This is a genomic window from Roseobacter sp. S87 (assembly GCF_055693285.1).
On record NZ_JBVFTR010000004.1, the window covers coordinates 1,833,261 to 1,854,868 of the forward strand.

At 60.6% G+C, this 21,608-nt stretch carries 21 protein-coding genes; 10 read left to right on the forward strand and 11 right to left on the reverse strand.

Annotated features, from left to right (window positions below):
- Positions 1-33 precede the first annotated feature (33 nt).
- From ACZ1HA_RS10070 to ACZ1HA_RS10085, 4 genes are read left to right on the forward strand one after another with little or no spacing between them, the layout of a single operon-like run.
- Complete coding sequence (locus tag ACZ1HA_RS10070; protein ID WP_472713756.1) at positions 34-897, forward strand: MBL fold metallo-hydrolase; 864 nt, start codon at positions 34-36, stop codon at positions 895-897.
- A 9-nt stretch (positions 898-906) separates the two neighbouring features.
- On the forward strand, positions 907-1,332 hold the full coding sequence (locus ACZ1HA_RS10075) for a YeeE/YedE family protein (protein WP_472715317.1): 426 nt from the start codon (positions 907-909) through the stop codon (positions 1,330-1,332).
- Position 1,333: 1 nt separating this feature from the next.
- Entirely contained in the window at positions 1,334-1,765 is a 432-nt protein-coding gene (locus ACZ1HA_RS10080; RefSeq protein WP_472713757.1) for a DUF6691 family protein, read from the forward strand.
- A gap of 10 nt (positions 1,766-1,775) precedes the next feature.
- Positions 1,776-2,198: a protein tyrosine phosphatase family protein gene (locus ACZ1HA_RS10085; RefSeq protein WP_375230645.1), complete on the forward strand. Its 423-nt coding sequence runs from the start codon at positions 1,776-1,778 to the stop codon at positions 2,196-2,198.
- Positions 2,199-2,212: 14 nt separating this feature from the next.
- Here ACZ1HA_RS10085 and ACZ1HA_RS10090 read toward each other — a convergent pair whose 3' ends face one another.
- From ACZ1HA_RS10090 to ACZ1HA_RS10110, 5 genes are all read right to left on the reverse strand, one after another.
- Complete coding sequence (locus ACZ1HA_RS10090) at positions 2,213-3,448, reverse strand: FliM/FliN family flagellar motor C-terminal domain-containing protein (protein WP_472713758.1); 1,236 nt, start codon at positions 3,446-3,448, stop codon at positions 2,213-2,215.
- A gap of 124 nt (positions 3,449-3,572) precedes the next feature.
- Positions 3,573-6,266: an ATP-binding protein gene (locus ACZ1HA_RS10095; protein ID WP_472713759.1), complete on the reverse strand. Its 2,694-nt coding sequence runs from the start codon at positions 6,264-6,266 to the stop codon at positions 3,573-3,575.
- Positions 6,263-6,553, reverse strand: coding sequence for a hypothetical protein (locus ACZ1HA_RS10100; RefSeq protein WP_472713760.1), 291 nt, complete (start codon positions 6,551-6,553; stop codon positions 6,263-6,265). The genes ACZ1HA_RS10095 and ACZ1HA_RS10100 overlap by 4 nt, the downstream gene beginning before the upstream one ends.
- Positions 6,554-6,557: 4 nt before the next feature.
- Positions 6,558-6,941: a response regulator transcription factor gene (locus tag ACZ1HA_RS10105; protein WP_375230642.1), complete on the reverse strand. Its 384-nt coding sequence runs from the start codon at positions 6,939-6,941 to the stop codon at positions 6,558-6,560.
- A 210-nt stretch (positions 6,942-7,151) separates the two neighbouring features.
- Complete coding sequence (locus tag ACZ1HA_RS10110; RefSeq protein ID WP_472713761.1) at positions 7,152-8,441, reverse strand: short-chain fatty acyl-CoA regulator family protein; 1,290 nt, start codon at positions 8,439-8,441, stop codon at positions 7,152-7,154.
- 235 nt (positions 8,442-8,676) lie between these two features.
- Between ACZ1HA_RS10110 and ACZ1HA_RS10115 the strand changes: the two genes are divergently transcribed.
- The 6 genes from ACZ1HA_RS10115 (at position 8,677) to ACZ1HA_RS10140 (ending at position 14,825) form a co-directional block, all read left to right on the forward strand.
- Positions 8,677-10,026 (forward strand): substrate-binding protein, encoded by a 1,350-nt coding sequence (locus ACZ1HA_RS10115; protein ID WP_375230640.1) that lies wholly within the window; start codon positions 8,677-8,679, stop codon positions 10,024-10,026.
- 92 nt (positions 10,027-10,118) lie between these two features.
- On the forward strand, positions 10,119-11,150 hold the full coding sequence (locus ACZ1HA_RS10120) for a branched-chain amino acid ABC transporter permease (RefSeq protein ID WP_436399122.1): 1,032 nt from the start codon (positions 10,119-10,121) through the stop codon (positions 11,148-11,150).
- A gap of 3 nt (positions 11,151-11,153) precedes the next feature.
- Positions 11,154-12,353: a branched-chain amino acid ABC transporter permease gene (locus tag ACZ1HA_RS10125; RefSeq protein ID WP_472713762.1), complete on the forward strand. Its 1,200-nt coding sequence runs from the start codon at positions 11,154-11,156 to the stop codon at positions 12,351-12,353.
- A 12-nt stretch (positions 12,354-12,365) separates the two neighbouring features.
- Complete coding sequence (locus ACZ1HA_RS10130; RefSeq protein ID WP_472713763.1) at positions 12,366-13,130, forward strand: ABC transporter ATP-binding protein; 765 nt, start codon at positions 12,366-12,368, stop codon at positions 13,128-13,130.
- Positions 13,131-13,141: 11 nt separating this feature from the next.
- A complete protein-coding gene (locus ACZ1HA_RS10135; protein ID WP_300034798.1) occupies positions 13,142-13,897 on the forward strand; it encodes an ABC transporter ATP-binding protein in 756 nt (251 codons plus the stop codon).
- A 232-nt stretch (positions 13,898-14,129) separates the two neighbouring features.
- A complete protein-coding gene (locus tag ACZ1HA_RS10140) occupies positions 14,130-14,825 on the forward strand; it encodes a hypothetical protein (RefSeq protein WP_472713764.1) in 696 nt (231 codons plus the stop codon).
- Positions 14,826-14,829: 4 nt separating this feature from the next.
- On the opposite strand, the gene ACZ1HA_RS10145 is transcribed toward ACZ1HA_RS10140, so the two are convergent.
- Genes ACZ1HA_RS10145 through ACZ1HA_RS10170 form a run of 6 tightly spaced genes read right to left on the reverse strand, consistent with a single transcriptional unit; the run spans position 14,830 to position 21,546 of the window.
- A complete protein-coding gene (locus tag ACZ1HA_RS10145; RefSeq protein ID WP_472713765.1) occupies positions 14,830-16,170 on the reverse strand; it encodes an NAD(P)/FAD-dependent oxidoreductase in 1,341 nt (446 codons plus the stop codon).
- A gap of 2 nt (positions 16,171-16,172) precedes the next feature.
- Positions 16,173-17,723: a trimethylamine methyltransferase family protein gene (locus ACZ1HA_RS10150; protein ID WP_472713766.1), complete on the reverse strand. Its 1,551-nt coding sequence runs from the start codon at positions 17,721-17,723 to the stop codon at positions 16,173-16,175.
- Entirely contained in the window at positions 17,720-18,478 is a 759-nt protein-coding gene (locus ACZ1HA_RS10155; protein WP_472713767.1) for an NAD(P)-binding domain-containing protein, read from the reverse strand. The genes ACZ1HA_RS10150 and ACZ1HA_RS10155 overlap by 4 nt, the downstream gene beginning before the upstream one ends.
- Entirely contained in the window at positions 18,475-19,947 is a 1,473-nt protein-coding gene (locus tag ACZ1HA_RS10160; RefSeq protein ID WP_472713768.1) for an aldehyde dehydrogenase, read from the reverse strand. The genes ACZ1HA_RS10155 and ACZ1HA_RS10160 overlap by 4 nt, the downstream gene beginning before the upstream one ends.
- Entirely contained in the window at positions 19,944-20,852 is a 909-nt protein-coding gene (locus ACZ1HA_RS10165; protein ID WP_375230634.1) for a dihydrodipicolinate synthase family protein, read from the reverse strand. The genes ACZ1HA_RS10160 and ACZ1HA_RS10165 overlap by 4 nt, the downstream gene beginning before the upstream one ends.
- A complete protein-coding gene (locus tag ACZ1HA_RS10170) occupies positions 20,842-21,546 on the reverse strand; it encodes a GntR family transcriptional regulator (RefSeq protein WP_472713769.1) in 705 nt (234 codons plus the stop codon). Before ACZ1HA_RS10170 ends, ACZ1HA_RS10165 begins: the two co-directional genes overlap by 11 nt.
- Between the last annotated feature and the right edge of the window lie 62 nt (positions 21,547-21,608).

A 21,608-nucleotide genomic window follows, 5' to 3' on the forward strand; every position in this document is an offset into this window, starting at 1 on the left:
CCTATGCTGATGCAGGATCAGAGGAGCGCGCGCATGTCACCGGACGTCACGGCATTTTTCGATACAGCCACCAACACCGTCAGCTACGTCGTACAGGACCCCGATGGGAGTACCTGTGCCATTGTGGATTCGGTTCTGGATTTTGATCAGGCCGCCGGCCGGACAGACACCGCCTCAGCAGATCGGGTGATCGCCTTTGTGCGCGAAAAGGGACTGCAACTGAAATGGATTCTGGAAACCCATGTTCACGCGGACCACCTGTCTGCCGCACCCTATCTGCAGGAACGTCTGGGCGGAAAAATCGGGATAGGTGCACAGATCACAACGGTGCAGGATACCTTTGGGAAAGTGTTCAATGAAGGCACTGAGTTTCAGCGCGACGGCAGCCAGTTTGACGCTCTTTTCGAGGAAGGATCTTCCTTTCACATCGGGCAAATGCGCGTCGATGTGCTGCACACACCGGGCCATACGCCCGCCTGCATGACCTATGTCATCGGGGACGCGGCCTTTGTCGGCGATACGCTGTTCATGCCTGATTTCGGCACAGCCCGCTGCGATTTTCCGGGCGGTTCGGCACATGACCTTTATCAGTCGATCCAGAAAATTCTCTCCCTGCCGGATGAAACGCGTATTTTCGTGGGCCACGATTACAAGGCGCCGGGTCGCGAGGAATTCGCCTGGGAGACGACCGTGGGCGCCCAGAAAGCCGCGAACGTCCACATCGGAGACGGCCGCGACGAGAACAGTTTTGTCGAAATGCGCGAAGCCCGCGATGCAACGCTGGGCATGCCGCGTCTCATTCTGCCATCGCTGCAGGTGAATATGCGCGCGGGGCAAATGCCCGAACCGGACGAGCATGGGGATGTGATGCTCAAAGTACCACTGAACAAAATTTAGCAGGAACTACTGATGACAGACTGGATCGCAGGGGCTCTCGGCGGGCTTCTGATTGGTGGCGCTGCGGCGCTCTATCTTCTCGGGAACGGCCGGATTATGGGCGCCAGCGGCATTCTGGGCGGTCTGGTCGACGGCAGCGCTCGTCAGGACCGGATGGAACGGCTTGCGTTTGTGGCTGCGCTGATCGCGGCACCTGCCCTTTTGCGGCTTGCCGATCCAACGCCGGCGGAAACAGGCCTGACCGGTAACGTTTTTCTGATCATCGCCGCAGGGCTGCTCGTCGGTCTCGGCACGCGCATCGGAAATGGCTGTACGTCGGGCCACGGCGTCTGCGGTATTTCAAGGCTCAGCCTGCGCGGCATTCTGGCAACCGTAACATTCATTGCTGCCGGGATGATCACGGTGGCCACGCTTCGGTTTCTGGGAGGGCTCTGACATGCGCATTCTCACGGCTGCACTCTGCGGCGCTTTGTTTGGTATCGGCCTCTATATCTCCGGCATGACGGACACAAAAAAAGTTCAGGGATTTCTTGATATTACCGGAGTATGGGATCCGACCCTGATGTTTGTAATGGGTGGCGCGCTTGTGCCGATGGCCATTGCCTGGCGTCTGACACCCGGTCGCAGCCCCCGGAACGGCGGCAGCTTTCCACCGCCGCCGGGTGGCGGCCCGGACAGGCAGCTCATTACAGGTGCGGTGCTTTTCGGCATGGGCTGGGGTCTGGTTGGCCTGTGTCCCGGGCCTGCGATGGCATCGCTGACCTATGGTGGTATCGGGGGCCTTGTCTTCCTTGCCGCCATTTCAGCAGGCATGTTGGCGGCACCTCCTGTGCGCCGGCATCTGGACACCTCCGCCGGGCTGTCCTAATCCTTCGTTCATGGATATCCGGCAGATCACCCCGACATTCTTCGCGGCACCTCAGCTGACCTGCGAAGACATTCCTGCCCTGAAAGAGGCCGGAATTGAACTCATTCTCTGCAACCGCCCCGATGAGGAAGTACCGCCCGGGTACCGCGCTGCGGATCTGCGCGCGGCGGCAGAGGCTGCCGGTATGCGCTTTGTCGAACAGCCGCTGACGCACTACACGATGACACCTGATGTCATTGCACGGAACAATGACCTGATCTGCGGGTGCGACGGTCCGGTTGTCGCCTATTGCGCCTCGGGCACCCGCTCAACCATCGCATGGGCTCTGGGCTCGGCCGGTGGAATGGACGCAGACGAAATAATAGAAGCCGCGCGGCGGGGTGGTTACGATCTGTCAGGGATGCGGGACACACTGATCAGCCTGGCGGGCTGATCCCGGATCGGGCCTCAGGCCGTATTCATCTTTGGCAAATCCTCAAGATCGGGAAGATCCCCAAGATCCGGCAGATCATCAAGGTCCGGAAGCTCCGGCAGGCCATCTCCGTCCAGATCAGGAAGATCAGGCAGATCGCCCGGCTCTGCACCTTCACCCGGCAGATCAGGAAGATCCGGCAGGTCGGGCAGACTTTCCGGCATTGCTTCGGAAAAGTCGGTTTCAGGCGACAGTTCGATATCCGGTAGATCGGGAAGGTCCGGCAGATCATCACCAGGCAAAGCTGACATATCCGGCAGACCAGCATCCGCGGCACCACCGCCCATCGCCGGCCCGGCATCCGGCAGCCCCTCCATATCCAGCTTTTGCCTGGCACTTTTGCCCGGCGTCGGCTGCTCAAGCTGAAGCGCGCGGTATCCGTCAATCTGGCCCATGGCCCCCTTTGCGATCACATCACCCTGGCCGGTCACCAGCGAGACACTGTCGAAAGCATCCGCCGGGATTTTCAGAGTATCCCCGGCGGCGAGCGCGCTGGCCTTTGAAAGTGGCAACCGGATGCGGGTCAGCACAGCCGTCAGGTCCGCCGGCAACTCCATAACGGATTTTTCAAGCGTTCGCAGCGCAGGCGGCTCAATGGCATCACTTTCGTGGGCGGGAAGCGGTTCACCGGCTGCATCCGGTTCCGGGATCAGCACAATGACCGGTGCCTGACCGATACCGCCTGCAATATCAAGCGTCAGGCGCAAAACGGTGTAAGCGCCCCCTTCAAGGGCCAGATCGAACAGGCGCCGGTTCTCTGCCCGAGCACCAAAGCGGTAGGGCCGTATCCTGCGCTTGTCCTCAGGCATTTCCACGGTGTCGTGACAGCGGGCAAAGAAGCGGTCGATCAGCGGTGCGCACAAAGCGGCATCTGTCGATGTGGGCTTTCGGGTGAGGTCATCCGGCAGCTTCATGATCCGACCGGTTGTCTGCTGCTGGATCAGCGCCTGTACCAGGCCCATGCCGATGGAAATGCCCGCTGTGGATCCATCCGGCCCGTCCAGCAGGATCAGCATGGTGTCCTCTTCTACCAGTTCCTGAAGACTATCGCCTTCGAAGCTGTCCTGAGACACAGCGATCACGGCAAGCGCCATGTCAAAGAGATCGTCCGCGACCTTCGCCATGCTCAGCCGCACAGCTTTGGGCACGGTCACAGACCGCGCCTGATGTTCCTGTTTTCCCGCCTGCGCTTTGCGCTGCAAAACTGACATCTGTCGCCCTTGTCTCAGGGTTCCGGCAAACACAGTTTACCCGGAACCTTTGCGCTCCAGACTAGAGGCCAATGGTTACCATAGCCTTTAAAAATGAAGGAATCGGCAGGGTTAACAGACAGATTTACTGCGCGGCCATCGCCAGTTTCTGCGGCAATGTCACCCGGAATGCGGTGCCGCCGGTGTTGTCCAGATAGGTGACATCCCCGCCCAGCCGCACCATGATTTCACGGCAGATCGCCAGCCCCAGCCCGGCGCCGTTGCTGTCCTGGGCGCCTATTCTGCTGAACTTTTCAAACATCATTTCCCGCGCGTCGTCCGGAATTCCCGCGCCGTTGTCCAGAAAATCAATAAAAACAGTGTCTCCCTGTCGCGCCGCCTCGATCCGCAGTTCGGGGTCGGATGCAGCACAGTATTTCTGAGCGTTCGTAATGAGATTGATGAACACCTGCGCCAGCCGGTCCAGATCGGTGTCCAGAGTAATGGTCTCTTCCAGACGCCGCCTGCGGATGGTAATACGGCGCGCTTCGCTGGCCTGCGCCGTGGAAATCGCCTGGTCCAGAAGATCCGCCAGGCTGCCTGTCTGCCGGTTCAGCGTGACCTGGCCGTTTTCCAGCACCGACAGATCGAGCAGATCATCAAGCAGCCGTGTCAGCCGGATGGCCTCTGTGTGAATAATGCTGGCGTATTTTGTTTTCTCCAGCGGACCAAGGCCGTCGGTATCGCGCAGAATTTCCGAAAACGCCCGGATGGAGGTCATGGGGGTACGCAGTTCGTGACTGATCTGGCTCAGAAACGCGTCTTTCTGCAGGGAGATTTGTGTCAGCTTGTCATTGGTGCGACGCAGTTCGGCCGCTGTGTCGCTCAGTTCGCGCGATTTGGCTTCAAGCTGGCTGGAATACTCCAGCATCTGCGCGGATTCGTCCGCAACAGCCATAAGTTCCTGAACAGACACCGCAGAGCCGCCAACGATTTGACCGATCATCGCATGCGCTGTCGCCGCACCCACGGACCCGGCGAGCTCGCGCTCCAGTGTCTGCAGGAAATCGGGCGTCGGCTCCGGCAGATGGCCACGGCGTCCCTGGCGCCTCGCCTGTCTCTCAAAAAGCAGCCGCGCCTCTTCGGGCCCCAGCAGCCGTTGTGCCATAACCATCAGATCTTCGCTTTCGGCAAATGACGCATGCCAGCTGCGCGCCTGTCCGGAGTGATCGAAGACATTCACAAACTGTGCACCCTGCAACCGTTCCAGCGGGAGCGGAAAGCTGACCAGCGAAAAAACGACAAAGCCCGTCACATTAAGCGCGAGGCTCCAGAACACGGCATGCACCATCGGATCCAGCCCCCCGATCCCGAAAAGCGCCTGAGGACGCAGCCAGGACAGACCAAGCAGACCGTTTTCAAAGGTGTCCGCCGACAGGACAGCGCCCGGCCCGAAACTGGGCAGCAGCATGGTAAACATCCAGGCCGAAAACCCGATGGCCAGCCCGGCCAGTGCGCCAATGCGCGTGGCCCCGCGCCAGAAGAGACCGCCCAGCATCGCCGGCAGAAACTGAGCCACGCCGGCAAAGGAGATCAGACCAATGGCGGCTAGTGCCCCTGAGCCGCCCGAGGCCTCAAAATAGATATAGCCCAGAGCGATGATCCCCAGAATGGACAGCCGCCTGGACAGGATGACCACGTCACGGACGTCACCGGACTGCGTCGCCCCGCCCTGTCTGAGGTGCAGAAACACCGGCATCACGACATGGTTCGACACCATGGTTGAGAGCGCCAGGGTTGCCACGATCACCATGGAGGTCGCTGAGGAAAAACCGCCGAGAAAACTCAGCATGGCAAGTCCCTCGCGGCCCTCGCTGAGCGGCAGGCTGAGCACAAAGAAGTCCGGGTTGGAGCCCGCTGGCAGGACCTCCAGACCGATCACCGCGATGGGCACCACGAAAAGGCTCATGAGCATCAGGTAAAGCGGAAAGGCCCAGCTTGCGATCTGCAGATGCCGTTCATCATCATTCTCAACCACCATGACCTGAAACATCCGGGGCAGACACAGAAAGGCTGTCGCCGACAGGAGCGTCAGCGTTGCCCAACGGCTGCCATCGGTCTGCCAGGTCCCCAGGGCGGAGGCATCAATCCGGTCCAGGGTGGCAGACAGCCCCCCCGCGACACCCCAGACCACGAACACCCCGACAGCAAGGAGCGCCACCAGTTTGACAACGGCCTCGACCGCGACGGCAATAACGACGCCGTGGTGGCGTTCGTTTGCGTTCAGGTTCCGGGTGCCGAAAAGCACCGTGAAGAGCGCGAGACCGACCGCGATCCACAAGCCGCCGGCGCGCGACACTTCCGGATCGGGCACGCCATCCGTCCCGGCAGAGGAAAAAATGGATACAGAGGAGGCCACCGACTGCAGTTGCAGAGCGATGTATGGCGTGACCCCAATCACCGCCATAATGGTCACGACAATCGCGAGCGTGTTGGATTTGCCATAGCGCGACGAAATCAGGTCCGCGACGGAGGTCACTTTCTGGCTGCGCCCGATCCGCACGAGACGCCGGAGGATCCACCACCAGCCGATGATCACCAGACTGGGGCCCAGATAAATCGTGACATATTCAAGGCCTGAGCGCGCGGCATTGCCCACCGCGCCGTAAAACGTCCAAGCTGTGCAGTAGATGGACAGCGAAAGCGTATAGACAAGCGGCGAGCGCAACAGCCAGTCGGCCCTGCCGCGCACACCGGCCCGTTCCGCCACAAAGGCCACACCAAACAGAAAGGCCACATAGGCCAGACAGACACCGATGAGCAGGTTCAGCGACGTCACGCGTCCCCACTCCCCGCCGGTTCGCTTCCATCCTGCCGCGCGCGGCGCATCCTTGAGACTAGGAAAGCACCGGTGCAGATCAGAAAGAACCAGACTGCAAAGACGTAGCTGAGTGCCCGCGACATGGGCATGCCTGCGCCATCTGCCGCGTCACCGGTGGGCCAGAGCAGCGGGATCATCCACAGCACCGCACCGAGGACGGCAAGCAGCCTGACGGCATCAATGACCCGGCGCTGGCGATAGTTACCGCGTTCCAGAAACACAGGGGTGCGTCCGCGCGGCGCCATCGTTTCAGCTCTGCTGGCGGTGCACGTAAAGCATGTCGCGCACAGCGTTCAGCACTTCGGTGTTGGAAAACGGTTTGGTCATGAAGCGGCTGACGCCGGCTTTCTCCGCCATTTCCCGGTCGCGGCTCTGGCCACGCGCCGTGAGCATGAGCACCGGCAGATCAGCCGTCTGTTCATGCGCGCGCAGCTCTTCGAGAATGTCAAAACCGCTTTTGCCCGGCAGCATCACATCCAGGATCACAATGTCGGGTTTCATGCGCCGGATCACCTCTGCCGCGTCCGTCCCGTTTGAATGTGTGTCCACCTGCCAGCCTTCCCGGCTCAGCAGAAAGCGGATGGCTTCGATGATGTTCGCCTCATCTTCAACCAACAGCACGTGGTGATTCATGGTCCCCTCCTCCCAGGGAGCATGCCGCCGGTCTCTCCCCAACCGTCGTGCAGCACGCCTGTGCCGGATATTGTCGGATTCCCCGCATCAAGTCAAAGCGGGTGCGGTGCCCGGGCCGCAGTTTTTCGCGGCTGTGAAGGCCGGTCACACGACCTTATCTACAGGCGCGTCTCCTGTGTCTCTCTTGCGAACGGCGCCCCTGCGGACGTCTCAGAGCCCGTCGCGCAGGATCGAGCTTTCGCGTCGGCCCTGACAGGCATCCCTTGGACAGACGCGGCAGGTGCTGCCAACCTCGGTCACACCGTCCGGCTCCGGTTCCGCAGACGGCAGGATCAGCATGCTCGCATGCAGCAGCGGCGGACGGTTGTATTCAGGCACCCCGGTGATCTCAGACACCGCAAAACAGTCAAAGGCGGACCGGCCCCGGCCAAGCTGTACAATCGGTGTTCTGATCACCTGCCCCGGCTGGCCCAGCGCTTCGAAAAGCGGCCAGAGCACGCAGGCCGGCGCAAAACGCGGGATCACGAACTGGCTCACGGGTTTGCGGAAGAGGATACTGCCCGCGCGGTCGCAGACCACCAACCCACTCTGCAGGTCCTGCAGGCTGGCCATCCGCCGCATGATCAGCGCCACAGGTGCACCAAGCAGCGCAGCAAGCCGCACAGGATCGGGCCCGGTTTCTTCAAGCGCGCCTTCGAGCACCGGTATGCTGACCTGGGCTGCATCCGCCGCCATCCGGCGGAGCACGGCACGTGCCAGTTCGCGGGCGGCCTCGCTGCGCAGCGCTGCAGCGCCGTTGATCAGCGCTTCCGCGTCGGCCTGCCCCGCTTCCAGATCAGGGAAGAACCAGGCGTTCTCTGTCAAAAAGGCGTCAACCTCATCCTGCGGGCTGGACGCTGCATCGTCGGGTCCCTGACCGGCCTCAAAATACTCCACCAGCGATTTGGAGCTGTCCGCAAGCCGCCGGCTGTCCTCATTCAGGTTGGCGTGAAAACGGTCACGCCACTGATCGTCCAGTTCCTTCTCATCGGCCAGAATAGACGCGGTGGAGCGGATGGCCGCCGCTGTGGACAGCAATTCGTGTACTGAGGCTGCAAGCTGCGGATCATGGGTCAGCCGGTCGTTCAGGGTCTCAACCGTGCGTTCCAGCGTGGCGATGCGCCGGTGGCCGGCGGCCAGCACTTCTGCCCAACCCGGAAAGCGCCCGGCAAGCTCATCGGCCCGCTCCACTTCCGCAGGCGCGAGGCTGGCTCCTGTGGCCGCTTCGCGCAGCGTGGCGATCAGCGCCGCCTCCGCCCCTTCGGTCAGCATCGTTGGCTCCACGCCGAGGGTCCGGGCAATGTCCAGCAGGAGTTTTCCACCGATTCTGCGGCGGTTGTGTTCGATCAGATTGAGGTAAGAGGCAGATATGCCGAGGCTGCGCGCCAGATCGGCCTGACGCATCCCCGCAACTGAACGTCTCTCCCGGATCCTGCTCCCTGTCAGACCTTCACGCGGCATGCCGGGACCTCCTGTAATTCCGTACCTTTTCAACAGGTTTCTGCGATGCGACATCACAAAATTTACAGAAACACCGATGATGCTGTAGATTTATTTACAAAATAATTGTGCATTTCAAGGGACTTGTTGCGCAATTTTCACTTCCCGCGCGATAAGATATTTGCACATCTGTGCCTCAGGCGGCGGGCGGAGGAGTCCGGCCAGCAGCCTGATCTTATCAACTGGGAGGATATTCATGTCCAATTCGAAACTCACACGTCGTGGTCTGATCAAGACCGGCGCTGTGGCCGGTGCTGCCGGTCTGACGCTGCCGACGTATCTGCGTGCGGATGGCCACTCCGGCTTTACCAACGCGCCTACAGGCGACACCGTGACACTCGGCTTCAACGTGCCGCAGTCCGGTCCCTATGCCGACGAGGGCGCAGACGAACTGCGCGCCTACGAGCTGGCGGTCGAGCACCTGAACGGTGGCGGCGACGGCGGCATGATGAATACTTTCTCGTCCAAGGCGCTGAAAGGTAACGGTATTCTCGGCAAGAAAGTCGAATACGTCACCGGCGACACGCAGACGAAATCTGACGCAGCACGGGCCTCAGCGCGCTCCATGATCGAAAAAGACGGCGCGGTGATGATCACCGGTGGTTCGTCCTCGGGCGTGGCCGTTGCCGTTCAGGCGCTCTGCCAGGAAGCCGGCGTTATCTTCATGGCGGGCCTCACGCACTCCAACGACACAACCGGTAAGGACCGCAAGGCCAACGGTTTCCGTCACTTCTTCAACTCCTACATGTCCGGTGCCGCCCTGGCGCCCGTGCTGGCGAATGCCTACGGTACAGACCGTAAAGCCTATCACCTGACAGCGGACTACAACTGGGGTTACACCACAGAAGAAGCGGTGAAATCCTCGACCGAAGCCATGGGCTGGGAAACAGTCGCAGCCGTGAAAACGCCGCTGACACAGACCGACTTCTCGTCCTACATTGCGCCGGTTCTGCAGTCGGGCGCCGATACGCTGGTTCTGAACCACTACGGCGGCAACATGGTGAACTCGCTGACCAACGCGGTTCAGTTCGGCCTGCGCGACAAGCAGGTGAACGGCAAAGACTTCCAGATCATCGTTCCGCTCTACTCCCGCCTCATGGCGAAGGGTGCAGGTGCCAACGTTAAAGGCATCTTCGGTTCGACAAACTGGCACTGGTCGCTGCAGGACGAAGGCTCCAAGGCATTCGTCAAATCCTTCGGCACCAAATACGGCTTCCCGCCGTCCCAGGCCGCGCACACATGCTATGTGCAGGCGCTGCTGTATGCGGATGCGGTTGAGCGCGCCGGCTCCTTCAACCCCTGTGCGGTTGTTGAAGCGCTTGAGAACTTTGAGTTCGACGGCATGGGCAACGGTAAAACGCTCTATCGTGGCGACGACCACCAGTGCTTCAAAGACGTGCTGGTTGTGAAGGGTAAAGAGAACCCGACATCCGAATTCGATCTTCTCGAAATCGTCGAAGTCACACCGGTTGCTCAGGTGACATACGAACCTGACCACCCGCAGTTCGCCGGCGGCAACCTCGGGACATGTAACCCGGGCGCGTAAGCGACATCTGAAAACACCACGCCGGGCGGTTCTCTCCGCCCGGCACCACCCGGGCGCAACAGTGCCTGATCACGCATCCTGAAGGTGGGACCATGGACGCAATCATCCTGCAAGTTCTGAACGGCCTCGACAAAGGATCAGCCTATGCGCTGATCGCTCTCGGCCTGACACTGATTTTCGGCACCCTCGGGGTTGTCAACTTCGCCCACGGGGCGCTCTTCATGATCGGCGCCTTCTGCGCTGTCACGCTGAGCCGCATCCTGACGCTCAGCCACACGGTCATCGACGACACAAAAACGGACTTCCTGGGCAACCCGCTCAAGGTTGAGGTCCCTTACCTCTATGACATCTTCGGACAGGCCACGGGCGATGTGATCATCGACTGGGCGGTACCGCTGTCGATCCTCTTCTCGATCCCTGTGATGGTCGGTATCGGCTTCGCAATGGAACGCGGCCTGATCAAGCACTTCTACAAGCGCCCTCACGCGGACCAGATCCTCGTGACCTTCGGCCTTGCGATCGTCCTGCAGGAGATCATCAAGTATTTCTACGGTGCGAACCCGATCCCCACCCCCGCACCGGCAGCCTTCACCGGCTCGTTCGATTTCGGCGCTATGCTGGGCTTTGATCCCAACACGATCATCTATCCCTACTGGCGTCTCGTCTACTTTGCCTTCTCGGCCATCATCATCGGTGCTGTCTTTGCTTTCCTGCAGTTCACCACCTTCGGGATGGTTGTGCGCGCCGGTATGGCAGACCGCGAAACCGTCGGCCTGCTGGGCATCAACATCGACAAACGCTTTACCATTATGTTCGGCATCGCCGCCGCGGTTGCGGGCCTTGCGGGCGTGATGTACGCACCGATCAACTCTCCGAATTACCACATGGGCATGGACTTCCTTGTGCTGAGCTTTGTGGTCGTCGTGGTCGGCGGCATGGGCTCGCTCTCGGGCGCTGTACTCGCCGGCTTCCTGCTGGGTGTTCTCGAAAGCTTCGCCTCCATGGGCGCGGTTCTCGAAGTTCTTCCCGGTATCAACCAGATCATCATCTATCTGGTCGCCATCATCATTTTGCTTACCCGTCCGCGTGGTCTCATGGGCCGCAAGGGCGTGATGGAGGAATAAGACATGTTCGGACTGACAAAACGCGACACAACCCTGCTGATCGTCGTCGCCATCCTGACGATCTTCGCCCCCTTCATCCTGAATCCCTTCCCCGAAGGCTCCGCCATGGCGCAGTTCAACGCGGGCTATCCGGACCTGATGCAGCGTCTGGTGATCTTCGGGATCTTTGCCATCGGGTTTAACATCCTCTTCGGTCTGACCGGCTATCTCAGCTTCGGTCACGCAGCCTTCCTGGGTGTCGGTTCCTACGCCGCGATCTGGATGATGAAACTGCTGACCATGAATGTGATCCCTGCGATTGCGATCTCTGTTGTGGTCGCCGGTCTCTTCTCACTGCTGGTGGGCTGGATCTCGCTGCGCCGCTCAGGCATCTACTTCTCGATCCTGACACTGGCCTTCGCGCAGATGTCCTATTCTCTGGCCTACTCGGTGCTGACCCCGATCACGGGCGGTGAAACCGGTCTGCAGCCCAAAGTGGATGACCCGCGTATCCTGGATGGTGCGCTGGAAGCCGGGCAGACGCCCCGTGCCAATCTCTTCGGTCTCGAAATGGGGTCGAGCTACGAACTGGCCGTCGGCAACTGGGTCTTTACCTTCAACGCCGGCTACTACATCGCGGCACTGGTGATGCTCCTCGCCTTCTACCTGTCGATCCGCATCTTCCGCTCGCCGTTCGGCATGATGCTGCGGGCCGTGAAATCGAACCAGCAGCGGCTGAACTACACCGGCCTGAACTCCAAGCCCTACACACTCGCGGCCTTTGTGATTTCTGGCATGTACGCCGGTCTTGCCGGCGGTCTGCTGGTGGCGATGGATACGCAGGTGGGTGCGGAACGCATGTTCTGGACAGCTTCCGGTGAAGTCGTTCTGATGACGATCCTCGGCGGTGCCGGCACCCTCATTGGCCCGGTCCTTGGCGCGGGATTCATCAAGTACATGGAAAACATCGTCTCCAAGATCAATAAGTCGATCCTGGAACAGTGGTTCGCCTTTATGCCCGACGGGATGGAAGATTTCTTTATCACCATCGTCTACCCGTTCATCGGCAAGGGCTGGCACCTCACGCTGGGTCTGATGTTCATGATGGTCGTGATCTTCCTGCCCGGTGGCCTTGTCCAGGGCGGCCAGAAGATCGCCGGTCTCTTCCGCGGCAAGAAAGCTGCGGACGATGCCGCCGACGGCAAAACCACACCTGCAGAATAAGGAGACGACGTCATGGGTATTCTTGAAGTCAAAAACGTCGGCAAACGCTTTGGCGGTCTGCAGGCACTGAGCGAGGTGAACCTCTCGGTCAAGGAGAACTCGGTCCACGCGATTATCGGACCGAACGGGGCCGGCAAGTCCACGCTGCTGAACTGTCTGGTCGGCAAGCTCATCCCGGATACCGGCTCCGTCAGCTTTGACGGCCAGTCGGTGCTGGGCCGCAAGCCCTTTGAGATCAATCAGATGGGCATCAGCCGGGTGTTCCAGACACCGGAAATCTTTGGCGATCTGTCGGTACTGGAAAACATGATGATCCCCTGCTTTGCCAAGCGCGACGGTGCGTTTGAGCTGAACGGGATTTCGTCTGTGACCAGCCAGAAGGACATCATTGAGCGGGCGGAACACATGCTTGAGGACATGAATATGGCCGACAAACGCCACATGACCGCAAGCTCAATGTCACGCGGCGACAAGCGGCGCCTGGAGATCGGCATGTGCCTCAGCCAGGAACCCCGCCTGTTGTTGCTGGATGAGCCCACTGCGGGCATGGCGCGTGCTGACACCAACAACACGATCGACCTGCTGAAACAGATCAGTGACGAACGCGACATCACCATCGCGATCATTGAACACGACATGCACGTGGTGTTCAGCCTTGCTCAGCGCATCACCGTGCTGGCCCAGGGCACACCGCTGGTCGAGGACACCCCCGACAACATCAAAGGCCACCCGAAAGTGCGCGAAGCCTACCTCGGCGAAACGCAGACGGCGGCGTAAGGAGAGCTACGATGAACGTCAAACCCGATTTCTCCAAAAACGCCAACCACGCGGCAACTGCTCCGGCCTTTCTGTCGGTCTGGGACATGCATGCCTATTACGGCGAAAGCTATATCGTGCAGGGCATCAGCTTTAACGTGCACGAGGGCGAGATCCTGGCCCTGCTGGGGCGCAACGGGGCCGGCAAAACCTCGACACTGCGGGCCATCGCCCGCCTTGCCGACCCGGAGGTCCGCCACGGCGAGATCTGGCTCGACCACCAGCCGCTGCACAAGATGAGCAGTTACCAGGCCAGCCAGGCAGGTCTCGGCCTGGTGCCCGAGGACCGGCGCATCATCGCGGGTCTGACGGTCGAAGAGAACCTCAAGCTGGCGCAGATCGCCCCGCCGATCGGCTGGTCACTGGACCGCGTTTATGATCTCTTCCCGCGGCTGCGCGAACGGCGCAACCAGGAAGGTGTCACACTGTCGGGCGGCGAACAGCAGATGCTCGCTATTGCCCGCGCGCTGTGCCGGGACATCAAAGTGCTTCTGCTGGACGAGCCTTATGAGGGTCTGGCGCCGGTCATTGTCGACGAAATTGAAAAGACGCTCCGCATCATCAAGGATCAGGGCATCACGACAATCCTCGTCGAACAGAACGCCGTGCGCGCCCTGCAACTGGCCGACCGCGCGGTGATCATGGACACCGGTGGCATCGTCTTTGACGGCAGCGCTGCTGAAGTTCTCGAAAACAAAGAACTGCGCGAAGAATACCTCGCGATCTGAGGTTGGTATTTCCGTCTCTACGGGCACAGCCCGGTCCGGTTTCCGGGCCGGGTTTTTTGCTGCAATTTGACCGGAACGGGGATCAGGCGCACACTCAGGGATCATCTGATCATTGAGGAGCACTGCCATGTTAACCTCGTACCGATTGATTTCTTTCACTTTTTTATCTCTTTTTGCAGGGCTGTCAGCGTGCGTCCTGATTACCCAGGATCCGTTCTCACAAAGCAATTGTGTGGGAATTGATGGCGAAGATTTCGGCGATGCGCCGGATGGCACGCCAACCGGATACACCACACCAGGCGCTGACACAGGCGCATTCCCGACACGGCGCAGCAACGATGGCGCGCGCGCGCAGGTTCTGTGCCGCTACTGGATCGGCGAATTCGTCAGTGCCGAGGACGGATACACCGATGTCAACGATCCGGATCCCGTGAACCCACGCGGCAGGCCGCCCGGCACCAATGTCCCGAACATCTCGACCGACTACGACGACGGCGTGACCTGGGACTGGCTGGTGGCCGCACAGTCTACGCCCGACAGACTGCCCGCTGACCTGAATTTCCGCATACAGATCAACAGCATCGGCCAGCATGAGGTGTTCTTCAACATTCTCGTTGATGCCAACCGCGACGGCGACTGGGAAGACTCACCGGTTACCGGCCCCGGCGAATGGGCCGTACGGAACCACCGCGTCAGTGTGCGTGACGGCTTTGTGACCTACGACATGCCCCCGATACGTTTCCCGATCGGCTCCAGCGGAATGCCTGAATGCATGTGGGCCAGAGTGATCGTCTCTGACCGGCAGCAGGGCGTGGGCCAGGAACTGCTGTGGAGCGGAAAAGGCATGTCCGGCGAGGGCGAGATTGAGGACGTGCTTGTCCCTGGTGCCAATGGCTCAACCTGCATGGTTCTGCAGCCCGAAAACTGACGGATCACAGCTCGGCGCCGGCCCGCCATTCGCCCCACCGCAGGCGCGCCGTGGCCCCGGCCCGGGCGATCAGACCAGGTGGCAGTTTCTTCGGAACCGGCGCCTGCTGCATTCTGTCCAGCGCATCCGAACCAACGCCATTGGCAGCCTCTGCGGCGAGCATACCCGCAAGGGTGCCCTTGGCGGTTCCCAGCCCGTTCTGACAACAGGCAGACCAGAGGCCCGGCTCCAGTTCTCCGACCACCTGAACACCGTTCCGGCTCAGGCAGAGCCGGCCGCCCCACCGGTACTCCATCCGGACATCGCCAAGCATCGGAAACCGTGTTGCAAAGGCCCGGTCATGATCACGCGCCACCCCGGCGATGCGGGTATCCGGCACCTCCATGTCCGGGTCAAAGGTGAAACGGTTGCGGACAACGATCCGGTCCCCGCCCGTGCCGGAGATACGCCGGACCGTCGTACCCAGCGGGTCTGCAGGTGTCAGACCCCAGACCGGGCTGCCGCCCAGACGGGCGCATTCGTCAGATGTCAGCGCCCGGGTCATTGATGCATAGGTGAAGACATGCATCAGCCGCCCGCGCATATGGCCAAAGCTCTCAAGGTGACCGTTTACCGCGAGGATCACCTGAGGCGCTGTTACCTTTCCGCCCGGTGTCGTAGCCTGCCAGTCACCCGATGCACGGCTCAGGTCCGTCACCGGTGAGTTTTCGAATAGACGTACGCGGTTTGACACAAGACCCCGGGCCACCGACCGGACAAAAAGCGCGGGCTGGATCATGGCGGCACCCGGCGTGAAAAGCCCGCTGGAGTAACAATCTGTACCGGTCAGCTCCTGCATCGCAGCGGCGTCCAGCGTTTCGAAAGGTTCGCCCATCGCTGTCAGGTGTTTTGCGAAATCAGTGTTATGCGCATCACCGCGCGGGCTGGCGGCCCCGTTGATCTTCCCGCACTGCGCAAAGGCCTCTTCACTCAGCCCGAAGGCCTGCGCCATCTCTGCGGCCAGTGCGATCCCGCGGCGGTTGTCAGCGGTCTGCGCCAGATCAGCGGCAAGGGCCCCGCCGTAATTGTCGGACGCGAGGTCATGCGGCAGATCGATCATGAAACCGGAATTCCGCCCCGCAGGCCCCTCGCCCACACGACTGGCCTCAAGCACGACGATCCGGTCTGTGGGACACAGCTGTGCGAGCCTGTAGGCCGCCGCGAGCCCGGCGAACCCGGCACCGATCACCAGCCAGTCGGCGCGCTGGTCCCCGTTCAGCTGTTCCGGAGGCACATTCTCCGGCAGCAGCGCATTCCAGCCCGCCGGCCCCGGATCGCGCGGCAGCCGTGTGACGGAACCGGCCACGGTCAGTAGTCCTGGTTCAGGGCATCTGCGGCCGGGATTTCCCGTTCGCGCCGCGCAATATAGTCGCGCAGGGCCTCATCCACTGCCGCGTCGAGCTTTGGTTCCTCGTATTCGTTCAGCATGTCACGGCACCGCTGCAGGCTGCGCTCGTTGACCTCTACCGCACCTTCGGCCTGCCATTGCTCGATCGAATTATTGTCGAAGAGTTCCGGCATAAAAAACGCGCGCTGAAAGTTCTCAAGCGTGTGCGGATGTCCCAGATAATGTCCGCCCGGGCCAATATCCGCGACCGCGGCCAGCCCCTCGTCAAAGTCATCCCATCGGATGCCTTCGGCCATCCGGTAGGCCATCGCGCATTGTTCGGCGTCCACGACGAACTTGGCCATTGAGCAATGCATACCCGCCTCGTTCCATCCGGCGGCATGCCACATGTAATTTGCCCCGGCCATCTGGAGCGCCATCAGCGTCGACGCGCTCTCGTAGCCCGCCTGTGCATCAAAAGTCTTGGCCCCGCCCAGCGTTGTCGATGAACGCCACGGCACACCATAAAACCGCGCCATCTGCCCGATCATCAGGTTCATCAGACTGATTTCCGGCGTCCCGGCCATAGGGGCCCCGGATTTCATCGACACGGTAGACAGATAATGCCCGTAGATCGCCGGACAGCCCTGCCGGATCACCTGGGTATAGGCCAGTGCGCTCAGCGCTTCCGCATTGAGCTGCGCCACCGTCGGTGCAACAGAGGCTGGCGTATTTGCGCCCCCGAGCACAAAGGGCGAGCACAGCACCGGCTGGTTGCGCCGGCAAAAAGCGCGCATGGCCCCCAGCATCGTCTCGTCCCAGACCAGCGGCGAATTTCCGTTGCAGTTTCCCGTCACCACCGGATGTGTTTCCAGAAATTCCGCCCCGAAAAGGATCGCACACATGTCCATGACGTCTTCTGCGTTTTTCGGGCTGGTGGTCATGCCCATGAACGTCTTGTCCGAATATTTCATGGACGAATAGGTGATGCGCAGATGCCGCTGGCTGATCGGATGATCATAGGGCTCGACAATGTGATGGGCCGATGAATGCATCGCCGGCAGCATGTGGCTGAGCCTGTGAAAATTCGCCAGATCCTCCAGCGTCGGATTGCGCCGCACGTCTTCGAGATCGCGCAGATAGGGCGCGCCTGTCATCGGCACAAACATCGCATGGTCCGCGCCAAACGGCAGAGATTTACGCGGATCGCGTGCGTGATAAGTAAATGTTTCTGGTATGGTCGCGATCAGCTCCCGCACCAGACCCCGGTCGAGATGAACGCGCTCTCCCCGCACATCAGCACCCGCCCGGCGCCAGTCTTCGAGCGCTGTGTCATCGCGAAAGACCACGCCTGTGTTTTCCAGGATATCCATCGACGCGGCATCGATCCGCGCGATCTGCTCTGCGGTCATCGGCTCCGTGAGCGGCAGACGACGCTTCAGCGCGGGCAGCATAGCGACATCGCGGGTTTCGCGCTGTTTGCGGCGCGCGCCGCGCCCCCTGCGGACAGTGCCAACAGCATCAACACTCATAATTTGCCTCCCAGACGCGCTCCGATCGCATCCATTGCCACGGTCAGGGCCTCATGCGCACGCCCCTCGCGCAGCGCTGTCGTCATCTGCAGGCTGAGGGTGCCTTCGGTTGCGAGCGCGTCGCGTTCGGCCGCAAGCTGCCCCTGCCCCCGCGCCATCGTGGCCAGATACCCGGACATCAGCTGGGTCGTGTAAACCTCCGCTGCCTGCCGGTCTGCCGTTTGATCACCCAGCCATTCTGCGCCCGATGCCAACAGATCCAGAATGCCCGGCACCATGGCGCAAACGGCAAAGTGCATGTTGAGCGCCGTTTCCGTTGCCACATCATGCACAGGGTTCTCAGGCTCGAACAATTCGCGCAACAAACGCCCGTCGGGGAAACCAGGCAGCGGGCAGCCGCCCTGTTCCAGAAACCCCAGCGGGATCGTCACAGAAATGTCCGATGCCGGCGCGCAATGCTCGCGCAGCGTATCGCGGGTGACCCCGGCCATCACCGAGACGATCTGCTGGTCAGCCCGGAACGCCAGCGGGGTGATTGCGCTGACCGCCACTGTGGGGCGCAAGCACAGAAAGACCACATCGCTCGCATCCACAACATCCTGATTGTCCGCAACGCTGACACCATGAGATGCCACGAGCGCCGCTGCCGTTTCCGCGTTGCGCACCGAAACGGTCACCCTGTGCCCCTTATACGCCAGAAAACGCGCCATGGGGGCCGCGATATGGCCGGTGCCGATGAACCCGATGCGCTTCATCCGATGTTATCTCCATCCGCAGGATCGGTCAGATCGACCCAGATCGTTTTCACTTCGGTGTACTGATCATGCGCGTGCAGACCGTTGTCGCGCCCGCCGAACCCGGATTGTTTGAAGCCGCCGAACGGGGTCGTGATATCCCCTTCGCCATAGCAGTTGACGGTCACCGTACCGGCGCGGATATCCCGCGCGGCCCGCAGCGCACGGCGGGTGCTGGCGGTGAAAACGCTGGCCGTCAGCCCGTATTCCGTGTCGTTTGCCAGCGCGATGGCCTTTTCGTTCGTCGCAACGGTTGTGACAGACAGCACGGGCCCGAAAATCTCTTCGCGCATGGCCTTGTCGTCCGGCTTAACCTCCAGAACGACCGGCGCCACATATGGGCCTTTCCCTTTTTCTTTCAGATAGCTGCGCACTTTGGCACAGTGTTCCGCATCGACCAGCGCACCGATATGATTTGCCGGATCCAGCGGATCGCCAGTTTTCCAGTCACGCAGACGCGCTCCGATACGCTCCATCAGTGGCGCGTGCACGTCACGGTGCACAATCAGTCTGGACGTCGCGGAACAGTTCTGCCCGGCATTCCAGAAGGCGCCATTGACCACATGTTCCGCCACATGATCGAGGTTTTCTGCATCCGACAGAACCACTGCCGGGTTCTTGCCGCCGCATTCGAGGACAACCTTCTTCATGTTGCTGTCCGCAGCATACCGCAGGAAGCGCCGTCCCGTGTCTGTTGACCCGGTAAAGCTGACCATATCAACATCCATATGCCGTCCCATCGGTTCCCCAACGCATGGACCATCGCCCGGCAGAACCTGAAACACGCCGCGGGGGACGCCAGCCATATGAGCCAGCTCTGCCACGCGCAGCGCCGTCAGGCTGGTCTGCTCCGCGGGTTTCACGATGACCGAACAACCAGCGGCAAGCGCAGGTCCGATTTTCCATGCCAGCATCATCAGCGGGAAATTCCAGGGCAGTATCGCTGCAACAACGCCGATCGGCTCCCGAACGATCAACGAAATCGCATCATCGCCCGATGGTCCGGCCTGGTCATACAATTTGTCCGCTGCCTCAGCATGCCACTTGATGCAGGCGATGGCTTCGGGGACGTCGATCAGCTCGCAGTCCCGTATGGGCTTGCCGGATTCGATGCTCTCCATAACGGCCAGTTCGCGGCGACGGCGCGTGATAAGTTTGCAAAGTCTGATCAGAATATCTTTGCGATTTGCAGGATGCATGCGGGACCAGTGACCCTGGTCAAAAGCTTCACGGGCCTTCTGCACAGCAAGATCAACATCCGCTTCGTCCGCAGTTACAATCTCAGTCAGCACGTCGCCGGTCGCCGGATTGACAGTGGACATCACAGGACCAGAACCAGGGCGGAACTTTCCGTCAATGTAAGGCGCAGAGGGCAAATCAATGTCTGCCGCAATTGCAGAATATTCAGCACGGGTGAGCAGATCGGTCATGCCTGTCCTCCTTCTATGGCCGCAATCGCGGTGTTCATTGTACGGATCACTTCCTCGAGCGCGCGCTTTTCGTCTTTATTCAGCGGTTGCAGCGGTTTACGTGGTGGTCCTGCGTCGATGCCCCGCAGGCTGAGACCATGTTTGATGCATTGAATGAATGTGCCGCCCTGCTCCAGAACGCGCATCAGCGGCATCATCGCCGACATGATCGCCCGCCCTTTGGTAAAGTCACCCTCAACCGCGCAGGCGCGGTAGAGCGCGATGTGAGCTTCCGGTGCGAAATTGGATCCCGCGCACACCCAGCTGCGCGCGCCCCAGGCAAAAAACTCCAGCGCCTGATCATCCATTCCACAGCTCAGCCCGATATGCGGATAGTCGCGCGCCAGCATATGCAGCCGGTCGGGATCGCCGGAACTCTCCTTGATCGCGCAGAAATTCGGGCTGCGGCCAAGGCGGTCCAGACATTCTGGACCCATGTTCACGCTCATCCGGCCGGGGTAATTGTAGAGCATCACCGGCAGGTTCGCGGCCCGGTCAACCGCCAGGCAGTGCAGTGCAATCTCGCGGTCATTCGGATACGCATAAGGCGGCGTGGCGACCAGCACCGCATCGGCACCCTGTTCCTTGGCCGCGGTCGCGTAAACGACGCTGTCTTCGGTCCGCATGGCGCCGGTGCCCACGATCAGCGGCACGCGCCCGCCGATCATTTCCCGGAAGGTACCGATCAGCTCTATGCGTTCCTGCATGGACTGCGCATAGTATTCTCCGGTTGTTCCCGCGACGATCAGGCCATGCACCCCGGCCTCAACTAATAAATTAATTATCGCTTTTAGTTCTTTGTTATTTATAGAATAATCATCAAAGTACGGTGTCACGACCGGCGTATATATTCCCTCAAACTGCACCACGGCGCTCCTTCATTGAGATTACATCCACCGGCAGCGGATCGGGCCGGACAAAACGTTCGATCCGGCCACGCGAAAGGTCCCAGTGCTGCAGCGTCAGATCGATGGCCAGCGCTCCTTCGCCAGCCTCAATCGCGCTGATCAAAGCTTCGTGCTGTTCCGAGGCCCGAACGACCAGATCTTCTTCTGCGGGCCCGGACGGCCGGTAGAAAGTCTGGCTGAGACGGGTATGATCAATCAGCAACCTGTTGAGCGCGGCAACCAGATAAGGGTTATGGGCCATTTCCCCGATAACTGCGTGAAAGCGATGATTGGCCAGCGCGGCCTGCGGCGCATCGCCGGCTTGCGTACTCTTTGCAAAATCATTCTGGCTACTTTGCAAATCGGCGATCTGCCGTGGCGTCCTGTTTTCCGCAGCAAGACGGCTGATGTTGGCATAGACCATCGGGGCGGTCTGGAAAAATATCCGCATTGTCGTGACATCCATTGATGACACTTTTGCTCCCCGGTTTTCGCGCGTCGAAATGAAGCCCGTACCTGCGAGACGCTGCAGAATTTCCCGCAGCGGCGTGCGCGACAGACCATAGTGCGATGCAAGCGACGCCTCATCCAGCAGGGCACCTGGTTCCAGATCCATCCGAAGGATTCTCAGCTTCAGATCCTCCAGGCACAGCTCTTTCTGATTTCGCGACATTCAGCCCTCCATTTGTATACAAAATGTATACAAAAAATCCGAAAGGCAGGCCTGTCAGCGAC